The organism is Streptomyces sp. NPDC002092 (genome assembly GCF_053593775.1).
Genome location: NZ_JBSFDG010000001.1, coordinates 371,931 through 392,312 on the forward strand (window position 1 = coordinate 371,931; position 20,382 = coordinate 392,312).

At 68.6% G+C, this 20,382-nt stretch carries 20 protein-coding genes and 4 pseudogenes; 18 read left to right on the forward strand and 6 right to left on the reverse strand.

Annotated elements, in window-relative coordinates; translation table 11 throughout:
• Positions 1–1,006: HAMP domain-containing protein (locus tag ACWCRD_RS01650; protein WP_450963954.1), on the reverse strand; the 1,006-nt coding region annotated here is incomplete at its 3' end.
• A gap of 1,009 nt (positions 1,007–2,015) precedes the next feature.
• On the opposite strand from ACWCRD_RS01650, the gene ACWCRD_RS01655 reads away from it, so the two are divergent.
• Positions 2,016–2,861, forward strand: a complete 846-nt coding sequence (locus ACWCRD_RS01655; RefSeq protein WP_450963955.1) for an RNA polymerase sigma factor SigF — start codon at positions 2,016–2,018, stop codon at positions 2,859–2,861.
• Positions 2,862–2,863: 2 nt separating this feature from the next.
• On the opposite strand, the pseudogene ACWCRD_RS01660 reads toward ACWCRD_RS01655, so the two are convergent.
• Positions 2,864–3,110 (reverse strand): annotated as a pseudogene (locus ACWCRD_RS01660) (transposase); the annotation flags it as partial.
• A gap of 217 nt (positions 3,111–3,327) precedes the next feature.
• Here ACWCRD_RS01660 and ACWCRD_RS01665 point away from each other — a divergent pair.
• The 4 genes from ACWCRD_RS01665 to glgX all read left to right on the forward strand — a co-directional run bounded on the left by ACWCRD_RS01665 (position 3,328) and on the right by glgX (position 7,324).
• Positions 3,328–3,876 carry a ferritin-like domain-containing protein gene (locus tag ACWCRD_RS01665; protein ID WP_450963956.1) on the forward strand — a complete coding sequence of 183 codons (549 nt, stop codon included), beginning with the start codon at positions 3,328–3,330 and terminating at the stop codon, positions 3,874–3,876.
• A 364-nt stretch (positions 3,877–4,240) separates the two neighbouring features.
• A complete protein-coding gene (locus tag ACWCRD_RS01670; RefSeq protein ID WP_450963957.1) occupies positions 4,241–4,609 on the forward strand; it encodes an STAS domain-containing protein in 369 nt (122 codons plus the stop codon).
• A 15-nt stretch (positions 4,610–4,624) separates the two neighbouring features.
• Positions 4,625–4,984, forward strand: a complete 360-nt coding sequence (locus ACWCRD_RS01675; RefSeq protein WP_450963958.1) for a transposase — start codon at positions 4,625–4,627, stop codon at positions 4,982–4,984.
• Positions 4,985–5,182: 198 nt separating this feature from the next.
• Positions 5,183–7,324 (forward strand): glycogen debranching protein GlgX, encoded by a 2,142-nt coding sequence (glgX, locus tag ACWCRD_RS01680; RefSeq protein WP_450963959.1) that lies wholly within the window; start codon positions 5,183–5,185, stop codon positions 7,322–7,324.
• Between the two features lie 2 nt (positions 7,325–7,326).
• On the opposite strand, the gene ACWCRD_RS01685 is transcribed toward glgX, so the two are convergent.
• The gene (locus ACWCRD_RS01685; protein WP_450963960.1) at positions 7,327–9,309 is read right to left on the reverse strand and encodes an amino acid transporter; all 1,983 of its coding nucleotides are present in this window, start codon (positions 9,307–9,309) and stop codon (positions 7,327–7,329) included.
• A 401-nt stretch (positions 9,310–9,710) separates the two neighbouring features.
• On the reverse strand, positions 9,711–10,352 hold the full coding sequence (locus ACWCRD_RS01690; protein ID WP_450963961.1) for a transposase family protein: 642 nt from the start codon (positions 10,350–10,352) through the stop codon (positions 9,711–9,713).
• On the opposite strand from ACWCRD_RS01690, the pseudogene ACWCRD_RS01695 reads away from it, so the two are divergent.
• The 7 genes and pseudogenes from ACWCRD_RS01695 to ACWCRD_RS01725 all read left to right on the forward strand — a co-directional run.
• A pseudogene (locus ACWCRD_RS01695) lies at positions 10,290–10,453 on the forward strand (response regulator); the annotation flags it as partial. The gene ACWCRD_RS01690 and the pseudogene ACWCRD_RS01695 sit on opposite strands and share 63 nt — an antisense overlap.
• A 143-nt stretch (positions 10,454–10,596) precedes the next feature.
• Entirely contained in the window at positions 10,597–10,743 is a 147-nt protein-coding gene (locus tag ACWCRD_RS01700) for a hypothetical protein (protein ID WP_450963962.1), read from the forward strand.
• Positions 10,740–11,342, forward strand: coding sequence for a PRC-barrel domain-containing protein (locus ACWCRD_RS01705; protein WP_450963963.1), 603 nt, complete (start codon positions 10,740–10,742; stop codon positions 11,340–11,342). Before ACWCRD_RS01700 ends, ACWCRD_RS01705 begins: the two co-directional genes overlap by 4 nt.
• Positions 11,339–11,848, forward strand: a complete 510-nt coding sequence (locus ACWCRD_RS01710) for a PRC-barrel domain-containing protein (RefSeq protein WP_450963964.1) — start codon at positions 11,339–11,341, stop codon at positions 11,846–11,848. Before ACWCRD_RS01705 ends, ACWCRD_RS01710 begins: the two co-directional genes overlap by 4 nt.
• Positions 11,849–12,092: 244 nt before the next feature.
• Entirely contained in the window at positions 12,093–12,413 is a 321-nt protein-coding gene (locus ACWCRD_RS01715; protein ID WP_450963965.1) for a hypothetical protein, read from the forward strand.
• Positions 12,410–12,604 carry a hypothetical protein gene (locus ACWCRD_RS01720; RefSeq protein ID WP_450963966.1) on the forward strand — a complete coding sequence of 65 codons (195 nt, stop codon included), beginning with the start codon at positions 12,410–12,412 and terminating at the stop codon, positions 12,602–12,604. The genes ACWCRD_RS01715 and ACWCRD_RS01720 overlap by 4 nt, the downstream gene beginning before the upstream one ends.
• A 160-nt stretch (positions 12,605–12,764) precedes the next feature.
• Positions 12,765–12,851, forward strand: a pseudogene (locus tag ACWCRD_RS01725) (IS5/IS1182 family transposase); the annotation flags it as partial.
• A 142-nt stretch (positions 12,852–12,993) separates the two neighbouring features.
• Here the strand turns inward: ACWCRD_RS01725 and ACWCRD_RS01730 are convergent.
• The gene (locus ACWCRD_RS01730) at positions 12,994–13,410 is read right to left on the reverse strand and encodes an STAS domain-containing protein (RefSeq protein WP_450963967.1); all 417 of its coding nucleotides are present in this window, start codon (positions 13,408–13,410) and stop codon (positions 12,994–12,996) included.
• A gap of 198 nt (positions 13,411–13,608) precedes the next feature.
• Between ACWCRD_RS01730 and ACWCRD_RS01735 the strand changes: the two genes are divergently transcribed.
• The 4 genes from ACWCRD_RS01735 (at position 13,609) to ACWCRD_RS01750 (ending at position 16,928) form a co-directional block, all read left to right on the forward strand.
• Positions 13,609–13,785: a hypothetical protein gene (locus tag ACWCRD_RS01735; RefSeq protein WP_450963968.1), complete on the forward strand. Its 177-nt coding sequence runs from the start codon at positions 13,609–13,611 to the stop codon at positions 13,783–13,785.
• Positions 13,786–14,068: 283 nt separating this feature from the next.
• Positions 14,069–15,379, forward strand: coding sequence for a bifunctional 3-oxoadipate enol-lactonase/4-carboxymuconolactone decarboxylase PcaDC (gene pcaDC, locus ACWCRD_RS01740; RefSeq protein WP_450963969.1), 1,311 nt, complete (start codon positions 14,069–14,071; stop codon positions 15,377–15,379).
• A 71-nt stretch (positions 15,380–15,450) separates the two neighbouring features.
• A complete protein-coding gene (locus ACWCRD_RS01745) occupies positions 15,451–16,086 on the forward strand; it encodes an MBL fold metallo-hydrolase (RefSeq protein WP_450963970.1) in 636 nt (211 codons plus the stop codon).
• A 62-nt stretch (positions 16,087–16,148) separates the two neighbouring features.
• Positions 16,149–16,928, forward strand: a complete 780-nt coding sequence (locus tag ACWCRD_RS01750; protein WP_450963971.1) for an exodeoxyribonuclease III — start codon at positions 16,149–16,151, stop codon at positions 16,926–16,928.
• A 187-nt stretch (positions 16,929–17,115) separates the two neighbouring features.
• Here the strand turns inward: ACWCRD_RS01750 and ACWCRD_RS01755 are convergent, their stop codons facing one another.
• Positions 17,116–18,882, reverse strand: coding sequence for an SGNH/GDSL hydrolase family protein (locus ACWCRD_RS01755; protein ID WP_450963972.1), 1,767 nt, complete (start codon positions 18,880–18,882; stop codon positions 17,116–17,118).
• A gap of 166 nt (positions 18,883–19,048) precedes the next feature.
• On the opposite strand from ACWCRD_RS01755, the gene ACWCRD_RS01760 reads away from it, so the two are divergent.
• Positions 19,049–19,456, forward strand: a complete 408-nt coding sequence (locus ACWCRD_RS01760) for a DUF6278 family protein (RefSeq protein ID WP_450963973.1) — start codon at positions 19,049–19,051, stop codon at positions 19,454–19,456.
• 130 nt (positions 19,457–19,586) lie between these two features.
• Positions 19,587–20,362, forward strand: a pseudogene (locus tag ACWCRD_RS01765) (amino acid ABC transporter ATP-binding protein).
• Positions 20,363–20,382: the final 20 nt, after the last annotated feature.

Here is a 20,382-nt window from a genome sequence, read left to right on the forward strand (position 1 = left end):
GGTCCACCATCGTGTTGATGGTGTTCTTCAGTTCGAGGATCTCTCCCCGGGCGTCCACTGTGATCTTCTGTGAGAGATCACCCTCCGCCACCGCCGTGGCCACCTGGGCGACATTGCGGACCTGAGCAGTCAGATTGCCGGCCATGAAGTTGACCGAATCCGTAAGGTCCCGCCAGGTGCCCTTGACGCCCTTGACGTCCGCCTGCCCGCCGAGACGGCCCTCGGTGCCCACCTCGCGGGCCACGCGCGTGACCTCGTCCGCGAACGCCGAGAGCTGGTCCACCATCGTGTTGATGGTGTTCTTCAGTTCGAGGATCTCTCCCCGGGCGTCCACTGTGATCTTCTGTGAGAGATCACCCTCCGCCACCGCCGTCGTCACCTGGGCGACATTGCGGACCTGAGCAGTCAGATTGCCGGCCATGAAGTTGACCGAATCCGTAAGGTCCCGCCAGACCCCGGCGACGCCCGGTACCTGGGCCTGCCCGCCGAGACGGCCTTCGGTGCCCACCTCACGGGCCACGCGGGTGACCTCGTCCGCGAACGCCGAGAGCTGGTCCACCATCGTGTTGACGGTCTCTTTGAGCTGAAGGATCTCGCCACGCGCCGGCACGTCGATCTTCTGCGACAGATCACCCTTGGCCACCGCGGTGGCCACCTGGGCGATGTCGCGGACCTGCGTGGTGAGGTTGCCCGCCATCGCGTTGACGGAATCGGTCAGATCGGCCCAGGTGCCCGAGACCCCGGGCACCTGGGCCTGACCGCCGAGGGTGCCCTCGGTGCCGACCTCGCGCGCCACCCGGGTGACTTCGGAGGTGAAAACGGACAACTGGTCGACCATGCCGTTGAAGACGGTGGCGATGTCCCCCATGAGCCCAGGGGATTCGTCCGGGAGCCGGATACCGAAGTCTCCATCACGCACTGCCGTCAACCCCGCGAGCAGCCTTCTCAGTTCCTCATTACCTGGGGTCGCGTCGGCCGTCTCGGTCGCTTTGCCAGCCATGCGCATCCTTGTTCCGCTTCCCATGAGCCCTCCGGCGGAGGACTCGGAACCAGTGCCGGGCACGCGGCCTGACCCGGCGATCGGTGTCGGTGTCCGCAGTTCACGGTGCCACCCGATGAGAAAATACGCCGCAGGCTAACCCAGATTCACAGCCTCGTACAAAGCAGGTGGGCACCTCTCCGACGGTCAAGCGCTTCCTTCGGATTGGTGACGGAATAAGGGAGTTTCTGAGGACTTCCCGCAATATTCGGCCGCCTCGGCAGGTGCCCGCTCTCCGCGCGCACCACCCAGCGAGTCAAACGCTTGCTCGGGTGCACTGGACCTGTAGGAGGCGCCGCCCGGCCCTTTGTCGACGACCTTGGCGCGCAGATCGACAACCTGCTGCAGACCCGGCTCCTGGCGGCCGAAACGCACTCGCGATCACCCGCGAGACCGGTAGCCGACCTCGCTGACCGGCTCCCGCATGCCCGCCCGAGCTCCCCTACCTGCGCACCCTCGCCGCCTTCAGGGCCACGGCATCGGGCTTGAGCTCGTCCGAGTAGTCCTTCATCGCCATCGGCGGCGTTCCCGCTTCCACCGGATCAAGCACATCCAATCAGCGTGTCGACCACTCAGGGAGAGGTCTCTGCGAGCGTGCACACAGCCCACACAGGATTGCTTCCCCGAAACGATCAAGCCGCACAATCCCGGCGGGCCGTGGCCCAGGTAGCAGAAACAAACAATTCAGCTGCCAGGAGGGAGCGCCGGTGAACGGCCCCCTTGTACGACCGTTGTGCGGCGCGGGCCGCATGCGGAACCCTCGACTTCGGTTGGCGCGTCTGCCCCCGCGTGCCCCTCTCCTCCTCGTTCTCCGGCGTGCACGGTCTTGAAATGATCTCGTGCCGGCCACGGACGTCGCGGCCGGGCGACACGCTTGTTGTCGTCGGTGTGCATGGTCTGTGGATGTCGGGGAAGGCGCGCGATCGTCGGCTCGAGGCAGGCCGGCAGCGTGCGGCGATCGAGGAGGAGAAGCATCATGGCGACGATGACTGCGGCGAAGACGGACACGGACGCAGTTGGTCTGCCTCAGGTCGCCAACCCCTCCCAGGTGGCGCCGAAGGACGCCCGTGAGCTGTCGCGGCTGTTCTTCGAGCAGCTGGCGGTGCTGGAGGAGGGCACGCCCGAGTACCAGTACGCGCGCAACACGCTGATCGAGATGAACATGTCCCTGGTCCGCTACGCAGCCGGCCGGTTCCGCAGCCGGGGTGCGGAGGAGATGGAGGACATCGTCCAGGTCGGCATGATCGGCCTCATCAAGGCGATCGACCGCTTCGAGCTGACCCGCGAGGTGGAGTTCACTTCCTTCGCCGTGCCGTACATCGTCGGCGAGATCAAGCGGTTCTTCCGCGACACCACCTGGGCCGTACATGTCCCGCGCCGGCTCCAGGAAGCCCGCGTCCAGCTCGCCAAGGCGACGGAGGAACTGCGCAGCCGCCTGGACCGTGACCCGACGGTCAAGGAGCTGTCGGAGCTGATGAGCCTGTCCGAGGACGAGGTGGTCGAGGCCCGCCTGGCCTCCAACGGCTACAACTCCTCCTCCCTGGACGCCGCGCTCAGCGGCGGTGAGGCCGGTGAAGCCGTCCTGCAGGACTTCATCGGTGCCGAGGACGCGGCGCTGGAGCGGGTGGAGGACTTCCACGCACTCGCCCCCATGATCGCGGAACTCGACGAGCGGGACCGCAAGCTCATCCACATGAGGTTCGTCGAGGAACTCACTCAGGCCCAGATCGGCGAGAGCCTGGGCGTCTCCCAGATGCACGTCTCGCGGTTGCTCTCCCGATGCCTGGCCCGGCTGCGGAAGGGCATGCTCAGCAGCAGCTGAGACGTGCGGGCGGTGTCGCGGGGCACCCTCGCCTCCGCCGGGCCGGCGTCTGTGAGCACGGTCTTCGCCCCGCGTGCCGTTGCGGCTATTGCCGTTGTTCCTCCCGGCCTGGTCGTGCTTCTCGTACCCGACGTGGTCGGTGATCTCGCCTTCCAGGGCGGGCTCCCGCACCCGCTTGGTCAGCAGCTGCAACAGCCCGTCCCTGCCGGTCAGCTGCAGTCCATCGTTCCGGGCCCGGTCAGCCGGCATCGCACCGAGCTGATCATCCGACACCGCCCCGTTCGGTTTCGTCGGCGTCGGCCTGTCCGGTCCGGGGTCGTCAAGGGGCTGCTTTACCAGGCGGAGATGGAGCATGACTGCTGAGTGCTGGAGTAGTACATGACCGCGGAGCGGGTAAGCGGCGAACCACAACAGTAGTCATGCCGGGACGTATCCGGCGTGCGTTGCGAAAGGCGGTTCCTCTGTCGTGGCTGAGTTCCTCACCGACATCGAAACTATCAGGAAGCGTGCCCGTCAGGAGATCGACAAAGGGCCGGTGACGGACGCGTACGGCGCGGACCGCGAACGCGTCCTGAAGGTGCTGAACGAAGCGCTGGCCACGGAGATCGTGTGCACGTTGCGGTACAAGCGGCACTACTACACCGCGTCCGGCCTGTACTCGGAGCCGGTGGCCGCGGAGTTCCTGGAGCACGCCAAGGAGGAACAGGAACACGCCGACAAGCTCGCGGAGCGCATCGTCCAGCTCGGTGGCGAGCCGGACTTCGATCCCGACACCCTTACCAAGCGTGCCCACGCCGAGTACGACGCCAGCACGGACCTGGTCGAGATGCTCAAGGAGGACCTGGTCGCCGAGCGCGTTGCCGTGGCCTCCTACACGGAGATCGTGCAGTGGCTCGGGAACGATGACCCGACGACCAGGCGGGTGTTCGAGGAGCTGCTCGCCCAGGAGGAAGAGCACGCCGACGACCTGCGTGGACTGCTGGAGCGGCTTCCCACGCGCGACAAGAACGCCTGAAGCTCATCGAGTCGGCTCATCCAGGGGCCCCGGTCCGCCGGGGCCCCAGTTGTTCGGCGTGCGGTGTGGCGCGTACCCAGGACGCGCGGTGTGCGCCGCGTAGGAGTGCGAAGAGTGCGGGCGCCGTGCTCGGGCTTGGCCCGGCTGCTGTTCTTGGCGGTGGTGACTTGTGGCGCCATCGCCTTCGTGCTTCTCGCGCCAGAACTCCAGCAGTCGACGGCCGACTGCTTCCTGCGGAAGCGGCACCCTCCTCGGTGCGTGCATGGATGAAGGCAGCCGGACGGGGTAGCAGAGCCGCTGCCGTGTAGAGCCCGTTCGAGGAGAGCTCGTGACCGAACCAACAGGTCTGAGTGTCGAGGTGTCCGTGATCAGCTCCGACGCCGCGATCATCACCGTCAATGGGGAGCTGGACGTCGACACCGGCCTCGTCCTCCAGCATCAGCTCGCCGGCCAGGTGGTGCACGGACGACGTCATCTGGTGCTGGACTTGGCGGAAGTACCGTTCATGGATTCCTCTGGAATGAGCGTCATCATTCGAGCGCTCAACGAGGTGCGGAACATCGATGGATCCGTGACACTGGCCGCCCCCAGCGAACTGGTGCGACGTCTGCTCGACCTGACAGGGGTCAGCATGAGCTGCCGGATATTCGACACTGCGGACGCAGCCTGTGAAGCTCTCCTCGGTCAGGGCCGTGAGACCGTGAACACCACGACGGGTGAGGCGGCTCGATGAGGCTGATCCTTTGGAATGGACACCCCGACAATGGATCTCGATGATCCGGGGAGGGATGTCCAGGCGGGACGTAAGTCCCGGTATCCGGATGAGTTCAGGAAGGACGCCGTCACGCTCCACCACGCCGCGGCCGGGAAGCGGACTCACGCGGCGGTGGCCGCGGATCTCGGGATCACCGCGGAGTCGCTGCGGACGTGGGTCGGCAAGGACGAGGCCCAGGGGTGCCCGGACGTCGTGACGCGGGCGAAGCGAGGCGGAGGAGCTGGCCACGCCAGGTTCGGCGGCAAGCGGATCTGCCGCGTGCTCGGAGTATCCCGCTCGGGCGACTACCGGCACGTGGCCACCGCTTGGGCCCGCGCCGAGCGCCGCGCTTGAGGTGACCCTCGGTGGCCCGGCACGGAAAGTGATCCAGAACCACTTTTCAGAGGCCACCGACACAGCCAGGGGATTGACACTTCGTCACCCACCCCTGCCTGTACAGAGCAGGCTTGCGTGCATGCTCACCCGTAACACGGGCAAAAGGGAACGACGGGTGCGGGCTGCCCACCATCCTTGCTCGGGAGGCGCGTGATCATGCGTATATGGCAAGAGAGCACTGAGGTAGGCTCGCGACCCGGCCGGATGTCCCCGTTGGGCGCGACCTTCGACGGTGCCGGGACGAACTTCGCCGTGTTCTCCGAGGTGGCGGAGCGCGTGGAGCTGTGTCTCTTCGACGAGGACGACGCCGAGGAGCGTGTCACGCTGAAAGAGGTGGACGGATTCGTCCACCACATCTATCTGCCGGACGTCGGTCCGGGCCGACGCTACGGATTCCGGGTGCACGGACCGTACCGACCAGAGCGTGGTGAGCGCTGCAACCACAACAAACTGCTGCTCGATCCGTACGCCAAAGCGATCGAGGGCGAGTTCGAGTGGAACGAGGCGCTCTTCCCGTACCACTTCGATGCCCCCGGCCGACGAAACGGTCTGGACTCCGCCCCGTACGCACCCAAGTCGGTGGTGGTGAACCCCTTCTTCGACTGGGGCAGTGATCACCCGCCACGGACCCCGTATCACGAGACGGTCATCTACGAGGCCCACGTGAAGGGGATGACGAAGACCCATCCGGCCATACCGGAGGCGATCCGCGGTACGTACGCGGCGCTGGCGCACCCGGCCATGGTGGACTACTTCGTCACGCTGGGCGTCACCGCGGTGGAGCTGATGCCGGTCCACCAGTTCGTCCACGACCACGCGTTGATGGAAAAGGGCCTGTCGAACTACTGGGGGTACAACACCATCGGCTTCTTCGCCCCGCACAACGCCTACTGCTCGTCCGGGCAGCGGGGCGAGCAGGTGCAGGAGTTCCGGTCGATGGTCAAGACCTTGCACGAGGCAGGCATCGAGGTCATTCTCGACGTCGTCTACAACCACACCGCCGAGGGGAACCACCTCGGCCCCGTGCTGTCGCTGCGCGGCCTGGACAACGCGGCCTACTACCGCCTGTCCGATCAGGACCCCCGCTTCTACTGGGACACCACCGGCACGGGCAACAGCCTGCGGATGAATCACCCACACACTCTGCAGTTGATCATGGACTCGCTGCGGTACTGGGTGACCGAGATGCACGTCGACGGCTTCCGCTTCGACCTGGCTGCCACCCTGGCCCGGCAGTTCCACGAGGTGGACCGGCTGTCGTCGTTCTTCGACCTCGTCCAGCAGGACCCGGTCATCTCCCAGGTGAAGCTCATCGCCGAGCCCTGGGACGTGGGCGACGGCGGCTACCAGGTCGGCAACTTCCCGCCGCTGTGGACCGAGTGGAACGGCAAGTACCGCGACACCGTACGCGACTTCTGGCGGGGTGAGGGCGGCACACTCGGCGAGTTCGCCTCCCGCCTCACCGGCTCCTCCGACCTGTACCAGAACGACGGCCGTCGGCCTTATGCCTCCATCAACTTCGTCACCGCGCACGACGGCTTCACCCTGCGCGATCTGGTCTCGTACAACGGCAAGCACAACCAGGCCAACGGCGAGGACAACCGCGACGGCGAGAACCACAACCGCTCCTGGAACTGCGGTACCGAGGGCCCCACTCACGACCGGGGCATCCTGGCCCTGCGCGCCCGCCAGCAGCGCAACCTCCTCGCCACCCTGCTGCTCTCCCAGGGCGTGCCCATGCTGCTGCACGGAGACGAACTCGGCCGGACCCAGCGCGGCAACAACAACGCCTACTGCCAGGACAACGAACTGACCTGGATCGACTGGCCCAATGTTCCCGAGGGAAGCGAGCTTCTCGACTTCACCCGCAAGCTGATCAACCTGCGGCGTGACCATCCCGTCTTCCGCCGGCGACGGTTCTTCCAGGGACGGGCGGCGCATGCGTCGGGCAACGTGGTGAAGGACATCGCCTGGTTCACGCCTGCGGGGCTCGAGATGACCGACACCGACTGGGAGACAGGCTTCGCCAGGTCCCTCATGGTCCACCTCAACGGCAAGGCCATCACCGAACCGGATCTCCGCGGGCTACGGGTGGAGGACGACTCGTTCCTCCTGCTCTTCAACGCCCACAGCCAGGCGCTCGCCTTCACTGTTCCTCATGGGCTCGGTCCGTGGTGGGCGGTGGAGGTGGACACCGCCATCCCGTACACCGAGTACCGGCCGCTGATCAAGGGCGGCAGTGAGGTGGAGGTCGAAGCCCGTGCCATGCTCGTCCTCCGCGCTCACCAGGACGGTTGAACTCAGCTCACGTGCACGCGCGGCCGTCGCTCCGGGTCCGGCTCGGCGCGGCGCAGCACCTCGCGGGTGACCGTGGCCACTTCGCCGTCGCCGAAGACCAGGAAACGGAGCAGACGGCCTACCGGCCCGCCCTCGGACCAGCTGAAGTACACATGCGGAACCTCGTCCGTGCGGTCCCGCAGCGCCAGCAGGACGGCCGCGATGGTGTTGGGGATCGTCGGGCCCTGCATCCTTAGCCGGGCCGCTCCGTCCCGCTCGGTGCCGTGAACGGTGACGTCCGCCGTGAAGTCCGATGAATCCCGCACGGACACTTGCAGGAAGAGGGGCAGGCCGCTGACGGGGGCCCCGGTGAGCGCCTGCGGGGTGCACGCCGGGGCCTGACCGTGGTGCTCGGGCGGCTCATGGGCGATCAGTTGCAGTGGACCTTCCGCGGCGGCCCGGTCCACGATACGTCGCGCCTGCTCATCCAGACGGACGTCCGTGACCCGCAGTTCGAACGCCCGGTGCACGCGTGAACCGAAGGAGGTGACCAGGATCGCCACGACGAAGATGGCCGCGATCTTGATGCCGTCGGGCCGTTCGACCACGTTGGCGACGAGGGTGTAGCCGAAGACGGCGGTGACCACGGCGAAGCCGAGGGTCGCCCACTGATGGTGCCGACGGTGCGCAGCGACCGTGGAGGCGAAGGACGCCGACAGCATCAGCACCAGCATGCCGGTGGCGTAGGCCCCGCTCTGCTTGTCGACGTTGGCGTGGAAACAGAGCGTGATGAGCACGGCCGCTCCCATGAACACGAGCACCAGCGGGCGTACGGCCCGCGTCCATTCGGGCGCCATGCCGTAGCGCGGGAGGTAGCGGGGGACGAGGTTCAGCAGGCCGGCGAGCGCGGACGCGCCGGCGAACCACAGGATGGCGATGGTCGCCACGTCGTACGCCGTGCCGCCCGCCTCCCCGAGGTACTGGTGTGCCAGATAGGCGAGGGCGCGGCCGTTGGCGGGTCCGCCGCTCTTGAAGGCGTCCTGCGGGATGAGGATCGCCGTCGTCAGACTGGACAGCAGGAGCAGGCAGCTCATGGTGACGGCGGCCGTGGTGAGCAGTCGGCGCGTCTCTCGGATGCGGCCTTCGGGCCTCTCATACGTGTCGGACGGGTCCCCCTGGACCTGCGGCATCACCGCGACTCCGGTCTCGAAGCCGGACATGCCCAGGGCGAGCTTCGGGAAGACCAGCAGGGCCACGCCCGCCATGGCCCACGGGGAGCTGTGCGCGGCCGTCATGGCGTCCGCCCAGTCGCGAATTCGTACCGGGTGAGCGACGAGGTGCCAGGCGGCGACGGCGAGCACGACGACATTGACGGCCAAGTAGGTGCCCACCAGGGGCACGGCGATACCGATGGCCTCGCGGAAGCCCTTGAGGAAGATGGCCGCGAGTACGCCGATGAGGACCAGCGTGATCGACAGGTTGGTGCCGTGCAGCCAGTGGGGGGCGAGCGGGTTCTCGACCACGTGCGCAGTGGCGTCCGCGGCGGACAGGGTGATGGTGATCATGAAGTCGGTGGCGGCAAAGGCGAGCAGCACCAGGACGAAGATCTTCCCGGCCCACCAGGGCAGCAGCCGTTCCAGCATGGCGATCGAGCCCTCACCGTGCGGGCTCTCGTGCGCCACCCGCCGGTAGACCGGCAGTGCACCGCACAGGGTCAGCGCGACCAGGACCAAGGTGGCGAGGGGAGACAGCAGGCCGGCCGCGAGTGCGGCGATGCCGGGCTGATAGCCGAGCGTGGAGAAGTAGTCGACGCCGGTCAGGCACATCACCCGCCACCACCGGTGCCCCTCGTGCTCGGGGTGCGGCGTACGGTGCGGGCCGGGGTGCCGGGCCGTCCGCTCACTCACGCCCTGCAGAAACCAAGCCCGCCACCGGGCCCCCGAGGTTGCCGCCTCGGGCGCGCGGCATCCGCCGCTGTCGGGGTCCGTCACCTCCACGTCGGTCATGTGGTCCCTTCTGCTGTCGAAGGTGCATGGGAGCGCCGGCCCGTGCCCGGCAGCGCTTCCCGCTGGTCGGCGGTCCGGGGCGGCGCTCAGACGTGTGGCGAACCACTCGTGGTGGCTTGGCCCACCTCCGACGCGCAGCTCTGAAATACGGAGGCGGAAGGCCTCTGTCCCGTCGCCACGGGGGAAACGACGGGACAGAGGCCGACCAGAGACCGCGCCAGACCTCCCCAGGTGCGGCGCGGTAGAGCCACCGATACCCCCCAACGGGCCGTTCAGTCAGGTCTGCCGGCGACAGCCGAACAGTGGTTCTGGATCACTTTCAGTGCCAGGGCCGAGGAGGGTCACCGTCGCGGTCGCCCGATCCGGCAACAGGTCGATGGGCCGGCGTGTCTCGATGCCGATCAGAATCGTGCCGTGGCGGTGTCCCCGTCTCGGGCTTGCGCAGGGCGAACTCGTCCACCCCGAGGACTCGCGGTGTCGTCGTCTCGGGCTCGGGCAGGCGGCGGATCAGCCGCATCAGCGTCCACCTGCTCACCGCGACCGTCAGGGTCCGGGACAGGCGGGTGCGCCGGCCCGGACGGCCGGCAGCACCACGACACGCTCAAGTACTGCCTGCGGGCCGGTGCTTCGCCGCCGCGTCGGAGGGTCAGCCCGTCAACATGCTCAGCGAACGTGGCGCGCTCACAGGCACGTTCGCCGTAGCGGAGCCGCCGTACCCGTGACTCGATCAGCACGGGACGCCGCCCGACCGCACTGTCGGCGAGCCGACGTCCGTACCGGCAGTGCACCCGAACCGTCAGCGTCCCGCATTCCGGACACGCGGCCCGATCCACAGCGGTACGGGCGCGCACGGCCACCAACCCGCCTGCGGACACGACATTTTCGCTCACAACATCCTCGACCTGGTGGAACCAAGGGGCCTGGGCTTCTGCTTCACCTGCCCTCCGGCTCGGGCGCCGGCCCGGACAGCGAGGATGCACATCCCGGTCGTCCTGACGACATCCTCGACAGCGGAAGACATCCTGCGCAGCTACAAACGGCACGCCTACGCCTACGTCACCAAGCCCGTCGACCACGACCAGTTCATGCCGCCGTACGCCGGATCGACGAGTTCCTCGTCACTGTCGTAGGCCTGCCCCGTTAGGTCACTCCCCGGGGGGGGGGGGGTGACCCGGCCCGCCGACTCCGCCCATGGCAGGCGTGCGAGCCCGTACCGCGGGCAAGCGAATAGCCCAGGGACGGCCGGACAGAACGACGGCCATGGCGAATTGACGGAGGATGTCGGCGATGGAGTGGTGGAGTTGGGTGATCTTCCTCATCGCGGTGGCGGGTGTGATCACCGCAGCGGTGCTGGCGGTTCAGGCCAGACGCCGTAGCGGCACGGTGATCGCGGTGCGTTCGGGTGACGTGGCCCGTCGGGAGGGTCCGCGGTGAACACTTTCATGCTCGCCTCAGAGCTGACCAAGCGGGTGGTCGTGACGCTGGGCGGCGAGGCCGTGGCCCAGATCAGGGACACCGTCTTCGACGCACGGGCGGGCCGGATCACCGGCTTCACCCTGAGCGGCCGCGGCCTGCTGGCCGGCCCCCTCAAGGAGAGCCTGCCCTTCTCCGAAGTACACGCCATCGGACCGTCCGCCGTGATGATCCCCAGTGAGACGGCCCTGGAGAAAAGGGACATGGTCGCGGGAGCCGACGAAGCCGGCCACGGCCAGGTCATCGGCGCCCCCGTCCTCGTCGACCAGGGGACCGAGATCGGCACGGTCCTGGACATCGTGATCGAGGCCGGCAGCAGCGGACGCGTGATCGGCTTTGAGATCGCCGCCAACGAGAACCTGGACCACGAGCAGCGGAAGGTCTTCATCCCACGAGGAGAGACACTCGCCGTCTCCGGGCGAGCCTTGGTCGTCCCCGCGCACGCCCGACACTTCGTCGCTGACGACCTCCCCAGCTTCAGCGCCCAGGTCGAGGCCTTCCACGCGCATGCCGCAGAGCCGTACGCGGGCACGACCGCCGGAGAAGGAGGCCACGCATGATGCTGTTCACCCAGGTCCAGGGCCTTCCTGTGATCACCGCCGAAGAGGCCGAACCGCTTGGGCGAGTGGAAGGCCTCACCATCGACGCGCGCACCAGGAGAATCGCCTGCCTGTGTCTCTCCGGGGCACCGAAGCACGCTGAGACCATCGGCTGGAGCGCGATCGGAGGTGTGGGACCGGACGCTGTCATCGTGCGTTCCCGTATCGCCGTTGATCCGGGCCAGAGCGTCTTTCCGGTTCACCACGAGGCTCTCGGCCGGCGCGTCCTGACCGAAAGCGGCACCGTCCACGGCACCGTCAAGGACATCGCCTTCGACAAGGCGACCGGTCAGATCCGCACGCTGTACACAGCCCTCGGCGACATCTCCGGAGACCGCCTCCTCGGCCTCGGCTCCTACGCTGTGGTGGTACGCGCCGAGCACGTCTCACACTCGCCGGTGGCGGGGATCGGCGGCGGCAGCGCGTGCTTGGCCGGCGGTGAGCCGATGCAGCCGACCGACCGTTGAAGGCAATCGTGCCGCCCTTGCCGCTCTTGCCTCAGGCATCCAGCAGGCGCGTGTCCGCCCCCTCGTAGGGATCTGACGGGCAGGCCTGTCCCCAGGTCGCTGGGAGCTCGGTGTGCATTCCGGCACGCGGCACAGCTGGGTGTCGCGGTGGCGGCGACGTGGTGCATGGTCCTCTGGTTACCGATGAACGCGGCCGGGGCGGCCGCGGCCGCTTCGGCCACTCCACCAGAGGACCATGCATCGCTTGGGGACATCACGCTCCATCTCCAGCTGGCGGATCCGCTTTTGTTCTCTCCGCCGCATCCCGCCGCAGCCGCTCCAGCCCGGCCCGCTCGGCTTCGCGCAGCCCCCCACCCGGCGCCGGCTCGGCACGCTGATCGGACGACGCCGACCCGTTGCGGAGTCCTGGTTCAACAAGTGGCGCGACAAGCCCACCACCGCGCGTGAGCTCCGGTACGGGCAGCCGGCCGACGTGATCCGGCACATCTTCGAGGGCTCCGGCGGCACCTGCGGCTCCCCGAAGGTCTGGCTCCTCCTGGTCCGCGCGGCTGGCGGGTCTCGGTGAACACTGCCGCCCGTCTGATGGCCGAACTCGCCCTGGCCGGACGGAAGGTCCGCCGACGGCGCGGGCTGACCCAACCCCGCAAACGGCCGGCGGCCCCGGACTTCGTACGGCGGGACTTCACCGCGGAAGCTCCTGACCAGGAGGTCGAGTACGTCTCCCGGCACACGTTCGCCACCCGCACCGAGGCCTGACTGCGCATCGCGACCTGGATCCCCGGCTTCTCCCACACACACCGACTGCACAGCATGTGTGGATACGAGAGTCCGATCGACTACGAGCACAACCACCGGGCCAACTCCGTCTTGGAGCTGGCCGCTTCGAAGATCTCCTCAGTTCGAGGGGATGGACGACCGCCGGCACGGCGTGAACGTGCAGGTGGTCACCGATCCAGACGGCCGACTGCTGTGGCTCTCATCCGCCCTGCCGGGCCGAGCCCACGCAAGCCCCTGCGGGAACTCACCCGCTTCCGCAGCTCCCGTGCAGTCCGAACCGCATGACCAGAAGTACCCTCAGCCCCGACTCAGTGTTTGAAAACGCTGCGAGCTGGGGTGAGGGGTGAATCGTATGTAGAATCCGTCGGTCATCTGGGTGATGCAACCCTCGTTTGAAGCCCGGTAATTCTCTTGTCTCTCGAATCGTCTCCGAGGTGGCCTGCATGTCCTCGCACGGCATCTTCCGCGGCGTCGTACAGGTCAACAATCCTATCGACGCCGGTGAGCTTCAGCAGCTGTCGTAGCTGCCTCTGCACGCTGGTCAGCGCCAATCTCACTCCGGACTCATGGGCGCGCCGACGGGCTGCCAGAAGGGTGTTGAGCCCCGCTGAATCGCAGAATGGGACTCCGGCGAGGTCCAGGACGATGAACCGTTCGCCGGAATCGATGAGGTTGAAGAACTCGGTTCGAAACATCGGCCCGGTCAGGTAGTCCATTTCGCCGTCGAAGGAAGCCACCAGACAGCGGCCGACACGGGTCGTCGTGACCGAAGGAACACTGGACATTCAGACACCCTCCCCGCCATTCTCCACGGCACGTATGTCGCGCCCATGAAATGCGCCTGCCCTAAATGTCCCCGCCCAACCGCTACAGCGCCGACGAGTCTGCGCGGACTTGTGCGACACCGCCGGTGTGAGTCGCCAGGCGGCGGGAATTCGGAGGGCAGCGCAGGACAGACATCATCCGACGAGGAGACCAAAACCATGCTGGCGATCGCTTCTGCGGCCCTGTTCTTCATCGCCTTTTTGATCAACGCAGCAGATATCTCGACCAACCACACCTTCACCTCGACCAACATCATGTTGATCGGTCTCACAGTTCTGGCGCTGCACCTCGCAGGCATTGGAGGCGGCTGGACCGTCCGCGGCCGTAGACGCTGACGAACCCTCAGGGGTGTCCGCCTGCCTTCACCTCCCCGAAGGACTGCTACGGACGTGCGGGCAGGGCTTGAGGGACACCGCAGGACGGTTCCGGTGATCTGTTCGCCGGTGACCGTCGCAGTCGCGGTCACCGTGGTGGCCTTCTCGGTGTCCGGTCCAGATGCCGTGGTGGCGGACTTGTTGGAAACGCCCGGCGTCGAAGCCCCCCGGCGCCGAGAGGGGCAAGAGCCGCCGGGCTCCCCGGGCTCTGTGAGATTTCGTGAGACGTGAGAGGGTCTGAGGCGTGAGTGAGACACCGTCGAACACCCTGCAATACCGCTTTGACGGGCCAGAAGAGGCTCCCGTCCTGATCTTGGGCCCCTCACTGGGTACCACATGGCACATGTGGGACCGCCAGGTGCCCGAGCTGGCGAAGCAGTGGCGCGTCTTCCGCTTCGATCTGCCGGGGCACGGCGGCGCGCCCGCGTACCCGGTGGGCTCGGTGGACGAACTCGCCTCCCGGCTGCTGGCCACGCTCGACGGGCTCGGCGTCCAGCGCTTCGGCTACGCGGGCTGTGCGCTCGGCGGTGCGATCGGTCTGGAGCTGGCCCTGCGCCACCCCGAGCGGCTCGCCTCGCTCGTGGTGATCGCCGCCTCGCCCCGCTTCGGCACGGCCGACGAGTTCCGCCAGCGCGGGGTGATAGTGCGGACGAACGGGCTCGACCCCATCGCCCGGACCTCGCCCGACCGCTGGTTCACCGGCGGGTTCGCCGCCGCGCAGCCCGCGATCACCGACTGGGCCGTGCAGATGGTCCGCACCACGGACCCCGGCTGCTACATCGCCGCCTGCGAGGCCCTTGCCGCGTTCGACGTACGGCCCGAACTCGGACGCGTCGGCGTGCCCACCCTCGTGCTCGTCGGCTCGGAGGACAAGGTCACCGGCCCCGCCGAGGCCCGCACCCTGGTCGCCGGCATACCCGACGCGCGCCTCGCCGTCGTCCCCGGCGCCTCCCACCTGGTGCCGGTCGAGCAGCCCGCCGCGGTGACCGACCTGCTGGTCCGGCACTTCTCCACCGCCTGGCAGCCCGGCTACGTCGAGTCGTCCACGGGGCAGATCGCCATTCCGGCGACCCCCGCCAAGCCGGTGCTCGCCCCGTCCCCGCAGCCCCACCAGCCCGCGCCGATCGCCGAGATAGCCCCGGCCGCCGTCGTGCCCCCGCCGGTGAACGGACGTCCCGACCCCTACGACACCGGCATCAAGGTGCGCCGCGAAGTGCTCGGTGACGCACACGTCGACCGCGCGCTGGCGCAGGCGGACGAGTTCTCCGGGGACTTCCAGGAGTTCATCACCCGCTATGCGTGGGGTGAGATCTGGGACCGGCCCGGTCTCGACCGGCGTGCCCGCAGCTGCGTGACGCTGGCCACCCTGGTCGCGGGCGGCCACCTGGAGGAACTCGCCTTCCACACCCGCGCCGCCCTGCGCAACGGCCTCACCCCGAGCGAGATCAAGGAAGTGCTGATGCAGTCGGCCGTCTACTGCGGCCTGCCGGCGGCGAACAGCGCGTTCAAGGTGGCCCAGCAGGTCATAAGAGAGGAGACGACCCCCACCGAGTGATCGTCAGCCGGGCAGCGAAAGCACCACTCTCAGCCGCCCCGGCCGCCCGCGAACGGGGCAGGATGGGAGCCATGAAGCTCACGAAGAAGTCGCACGCCTGCGTCCGTCTGGAGAAGGACGGGCGCACGCTCGTCCTCGACCCCGGCGTGTTCAGCGAGCAGGACGCCGCGCTCGGCGCGGATGCGATCCTCGTCACGCACGAGCACCCCGACCACTTCGACGAGGGTCGGCTGCGAGCGGCCCTGGAGGCCGATCCGGCGGCCGAGATCTGGACTCTCGCCTCGGTCGCGGAGCAGATCTCCGCCGCCTTCCCGGGCCGCGTGCACACCGTGGGCCACGGCGACACGTTCACCGCCGCGGGCTTCGACATCCAGGTCCACGGCGAGCTGCACGCCGTCATCCACCCGGACATCCCGCGCATCACGAACGTCGGCTACCTCCTCGACGGCGGCAAGGTCTTCCACCCCGGCGACGCCCTCACTGTCCCCGACCACCCCGTCGAGACGCTGATGCTCCCCGTGCAGGCACCCTGGAGCAAGATCTCCGAGGTCATCGACTACGTCCGCGAGGTCGAACCGCAGCGCGCCTACGACATCCACGACGCCCTGCTCACCGACCTCGCCCGCCCCATCTACGACCGCCAGATCGGCACCCTCGGCGGCGCGGAGCACCTGCGGCTGGCACCCGGAGAGTCGGCGGAGGTCTGAGGACGGGATGCACGGCGGGCGGGCCGGCCGCGTTGTCAGACCGGCCCGGTAGGTTGTGAGGCATGCGCATTGCGACCTGGAACGTGAACTCGATCACCGCCCGCCTGCCGAGGCTCCTGGCCTGGCTGGAGAGCAGCGGCACGGACGTGCTCTGCCTCCAGGAGGCCAAGCTGGCCGAGGAGCAGTTCCCGTTCGACCAACTGCGCGATCTCGGCTACGAGGCGGCGGTGCACGCGACCGGCCGGTGGAACGGCGTGGCGGTGCTCTCCCGCGTCGGCCTCAAGGAGGTCGTCAAGGGCCTGCCCGGCGACCCCGGTTACGACGGCGCCCCGGAACCCCGCGCCATCTCGGCGACCTGCGGCCCGGTCCGCGTCTGGTCGGTGTACGTGCCGAACGGCCGCGAGGTGGACCACCCGCACTACGCCTACAAGCTCCAGTGGTTCGAGGCCCTCAAGGCCGCCGTCGCCGGCGACGCGGGCGGCAGCCGGCCCTTCGCCGTGCTCGGCGACTACAACGTGGCCCCGACGGACGACGACGTCTACGACGTGGCCGCCTTCGAAGGCCTCACCCACGTCACCCCCGCCGAGCGCGCAGCCCTGGCGTCCCTCCGCGAGGCCGGCCTCTCCGACGTGGTCCCCCGCCCCCTCAAGTACGAGCACCCCTTCACCTACTGGGACTACCGCCAACTCTGCTTCCCCAAGAACCGCGGCATGCGCATCGACCTGGTCTACGGAAACGCCCCCTTCGCCAAGTCAGTCACGGACGCCTACGTGGACCGCGAGGAACGCAAGGGCAAGGGCGCATCGGACCATGCGCCGGTGGTGGTGGACCTGGACGTGTAGAACAACGCGTCCGGGCCCTTCGGGCCCTCCAGCCCGTGGGGCGTGCACGGACAAGGTGGCTTCGGCCACCTCCAGCCCGTCGGGCGGTCACGGGCAAGGCCGGCCTCAGCCCCATCAGCCCGTCCGGCGTTTGAGGACGAGGCCGTCCAGGCCGAAGCGGGGTCTGGGGGCGCAGCCCCCAGGGCGGTCACGGCACCAGAGCGCGCAGATCCACGGATCGGGCCATCGCGGCGAGCCCCGCGTCCCCCGGATGCAGATGATCCCCACTGTCGTACCCAGCCAACATCCGCCCCGGACGCTGCGGATCCCGCACCACCGCATCGAAGTCGAGCACCGCATCGAACACCCCGGCCCCCCGGATCCACGCATTCACCGCGGAGCGCTCCGCCTCGACGGCAGCCGTGCACCGCACCTCGCCCTCGCAGGGCAGGATCGTGCCGGCCAGCATCCGCAGGCCCCGCGCATGCCCCCGGTCCGCGATCTCCTGCAACCCGGCGACGATCTGCTGCGCCGTTGCCTGCCCCCGCAGGTCGTTCACGCCCTCGAGGACGACCGCCGTACGCACCGAGGTCTGGGCGAGGACATCGCGGTCGAAGCGGTTCAGGGCGCTGACCCCGCCCCCGTCCGTGGAGACGCCGTCACCGGGGTACCGGTCGGAGACCACGCGGTTCCCGGAGATCCCCTGGTTGAGCACCCCATAGCGCGGGACCCCGCGCTGCTTGAGCAGCCGTGCGGCCAGCACATCCGGCCACCGCCGGTTCGCGTCCGTCGTGGACCTGTCCCCGTCGGTGATCGAGTCCCCGAGCAGCACCACCGACCCCGGACCACCGCCCACGTCCACCCCGGTCAGCAACGGCCACCTGGTCAGGGTCGTGGTGTACGCCGCCCCGGAGCCCTCCGCCGTATGGTCGCCCGCGGTGCTCACATACGACCGCTGCACCGCCAGCTGGTGCACGGGCGCCGCCGCCACCGGCCCGGGCAGATGGAAGCTGACCAGCAGGTTCGCATCGGCGGGCACCAGGAAGCCGAGCGGATCGCTGAACGCCTGGGCTCCGGCCGGGATCTCGACCCCCGCCCCGCCCCGGAACGACAGCGGCAGCGGCACACCCCGAGCCGTGGCCCCCTCCTTCTGCACGGCCACTGTCGCGCCACCGATCCGTACCGGCGCCGCCGCGAACGTGTTGTCGAACCGCAGCCGCACCCGCGACCCGCCGACCGACGTGTGCACCACCAGCCGTACCGTCCGGTCGCTCCACGGCCCCACGGCCCGGACGCCGGAGGTGGCGGCCGCCCAACTGCCGGTCCAGCCCTCGCCCGAGGACCGCACGGCCAGCGCGAAGACATGCAGACCGGCAGCGCGCGGCAGCTGCACGGAGGCCACCGGGAGCCCCCGAACCAGCGGCACGGTCACCACGTACAGCCGTGCCTGCTCGGCGAGTTGACCGCCGGGTGTGTCGATGTGCGGCAGCGCCACCGCCTTCGTGGCGAGCGGGCCGGTGCGCCAGTCGGGAGCGGTCAGTGCGTACGAGGAACGGGTCCCGTCCCGGTACGAGACCGAGCCCGTGCCGCTCGCGCCGGCCCCGCCCGTGCCCGCCACCAGGAAGGCGAGCGCGTCGCCGCGTCCGCCGACCCGCACCGACTGTCCGGCGGCGAGTACGTTGTCCGGCTCGCCCGGCAGCCGCCGCGGCCAGGTCAGCCGGGCACCCTGCACGGTGAGGGCCCGGCCGGGCGTCCAGCCCGCGGCCGTCAGGTCCTGTGCCGACAGGGAACCCCCGTAGCCGTCGAGGTTCGCCGGACCCGGGCGGGCATCGTCGCCGACGGCAACGTTGTCGAAGAGCCGCTCCAGCGGCTGTGGTTGTGCCCCGTCGCCGGCAGCGGCCCCCGCCGACACGGCAGGCGTCAGGAAGGCGAACGAGACGATGGCAACCGCGAATCCCCGCACACGTCGACGCACGGCCGACTCCTCCCGCTCACCGGTGGGACGAAAGACGCATCGTGAAGCTAGAGAGACGTGAGGGACCCGTCAACGCGCCATGCTCGGAGTCGCCGCGAAATAGCCCCGAAGTGACCGCCCGCGCGCCTGTGGTGCGCACGCCGGTGCGAATGACACGCTGGGAGGTATGAAGATCCCTTTTCTGGGCCACCGGCATGAAAAGCACGGCATCCCCGACCCGGAGGGCATCGCCGAACTCCTCTCCGAGTGCGAGCTGCTCCGCTCGCAGGCGTCCCAGGAGGGCGTCCAACTCGACGACTCCGCAGCCTCGTTGGAGGCACTCGACCAGCTGTTGCCGCGCTGGCGGGACGACCCCGAGGTGCTGCACTGGCTCGGCAACGACGCCGGGCTCTATCTCGGCACGGTCATCGTGCGCACCGTGCCCGGCGCCGCCTGGGAGCTCTGGCCGGACGGCCAGCCCGTCGTACGGCTCGCCTCGGGCCGCGAGTTCGACGTCGTGACCTCCGGGCACGAGTGGGCGGCCGGCGGGGTGCCAGAGCTCTCGCAGCTGTACGCCGAACTCGCGGAGGCATGAGCTGAGCAGTCGACCTAAGATCGACGTAAATACGGCTTATGCCCGAAAAGTGCGTGTCGTGACGTAAGCCAACCCGCGTCCGGATAGTTTGCGGCAACCACGACACAGCTGAGAGTGAGTAGGGCTGCGAATGGCCGTCGATCCGCTGATCGAGCTGCATGACGTCAACAAGTACTACGGGAGTTGCATGTCCTGCAGGACATCGACCTCACGGTCGGCAAGGGGGAGGTGGTCGTGGCCATCGGCCCGTTCGGGTCGGGAAAGTCGACTCTGTGCAGGACGATCAACCGGCTGGGGGCCGTCCGGTCCGGCACCATCCTGCTCGACGGGCAGCCGCTGCCCGAGGAGGGCAAGGCCCTCGCACGGCTGCGCGCAAACGTCGGCATGGTCTTCCAGTCGTTCAACCTGTTCGCGCACAAGACCGTCCTGCAGAACGTCTCGCTGGGGCAGATCAAGGTTCGCGGACGCAAGAAGGAAGAAGCCGACGACCGCTCCCGCCGGCTCCTCGACCGCGTCGGACTCGCCGACCAGGCGCCCAAGTTCCCCGCGCAGCTCTCCGGCGGCCAGCAGCTGGGGGTACCTCCCAGGCCCTTCAGGCACTGGGGGAGGGTGGCCATCGCCCGCGCCCTCGCCATGGAGCCCAAGGCGCTCCTGTTCGACGAGCCCACCTCCGCCCTCGACCCCGAGATGATCAACGAGGTCCTCGAGGTCATGCGGCAGCTGGCCCGCGACGGTATGACGATGGTGGTCGTCACTCACGAGATGGGCTTCGCCCGCTCTGCCGCCAACCGTGTCGTCTTCATGTCCGACGGCCGCGTCATCGAGGACCGTGCCCCGGAGGAGTTCTTCACCGACCCGCACGGCGAGCGCGCCAAAGACTTCCCGTCCAAGATCCTCAAGCACTGAGCGACAGAGCCATGCCCGGC

Bases quoted from the DNA above. Each gene is read 5' to 3' on its own strand.
- ACWCRD_RS01675 (WP_450963958.1), top strand. From the start codon at position 4,625: ATGGACACCCCGACAATGGATCTCGATGATCCGGGGAGGGATGTCCAG.
- ACWCRD_RS01700 (WP_450963962.1), top strand. From the start codon at position 10,597: ATGGAGTGGTGGAGTTGGGTGATCTTCCTCATCGCGGTGGCGGGTGTG.
- glgX (WP_450963959.1), top strand. From the start codon at position 5,183: ATGCGTATATGGCAAGAGAGCACTGAGGTAGGCTCGCGACCCGGCCGG.
- ACWCRD_RS01685 (WP_450963960.1), bottom strand. From the start codon at position 9,309: ATGACCGACGTGGAGGTGACGGACCCCGACAGCGGCGGATGCCGCGCG.
- ACWCRD_RS01745 (WP_450963970.1), top strand. From the start codon at position 15,451: ATGAAGCTCACGAAGAAGTCGCACGCCTGCGTCCGTCTGGAGAAGGAC.
- ACWCRD_RS01710 (WP_450963964.1), top strand. From the start codon at position 11,339: ATGATGCTGTTCACCCAGGTCCAGGGCCTTCCTGTGATCACCGCCGAA.
- ACWCRD_RS01735 (WP_450963968.1), top strand. From the start codon at position 13,609: ATGCTGGCGATCGCTTCTGCGGCCCTGTTCTTCATCGCCTTTTTGATC.
- ACWCRD_RS01655 (WP_450963955.1), top strand. From the start codon at position 2,016: ATGGCGACGATGACTGCGGCGAAGACGGACACGGACGCAGTTGGTCTG.
- ACWCRD_RS01760 (WP_450963973.1), top strand. From the start codon at position 19,049: ATGAAGATCCCTTTTCTGGGCCACCGGCATGAAAAGCACGGCATCCCC.
- ACWCRD_RS01730 (WP_450963967.1), bottom strand. From the start codon at position 13,410: ATGTCCAGTGTTCCTTCGGTCACGACGACCCGTGTCGGCCGCTGTCTG.
- ACWCRD_RS01750 (WP_450963971.1), top strand. From the start codon at position 16,149: ATGCGCATTGCGACCTGGAACGTGAACTCGATCACCGCCCGCCTGCCG.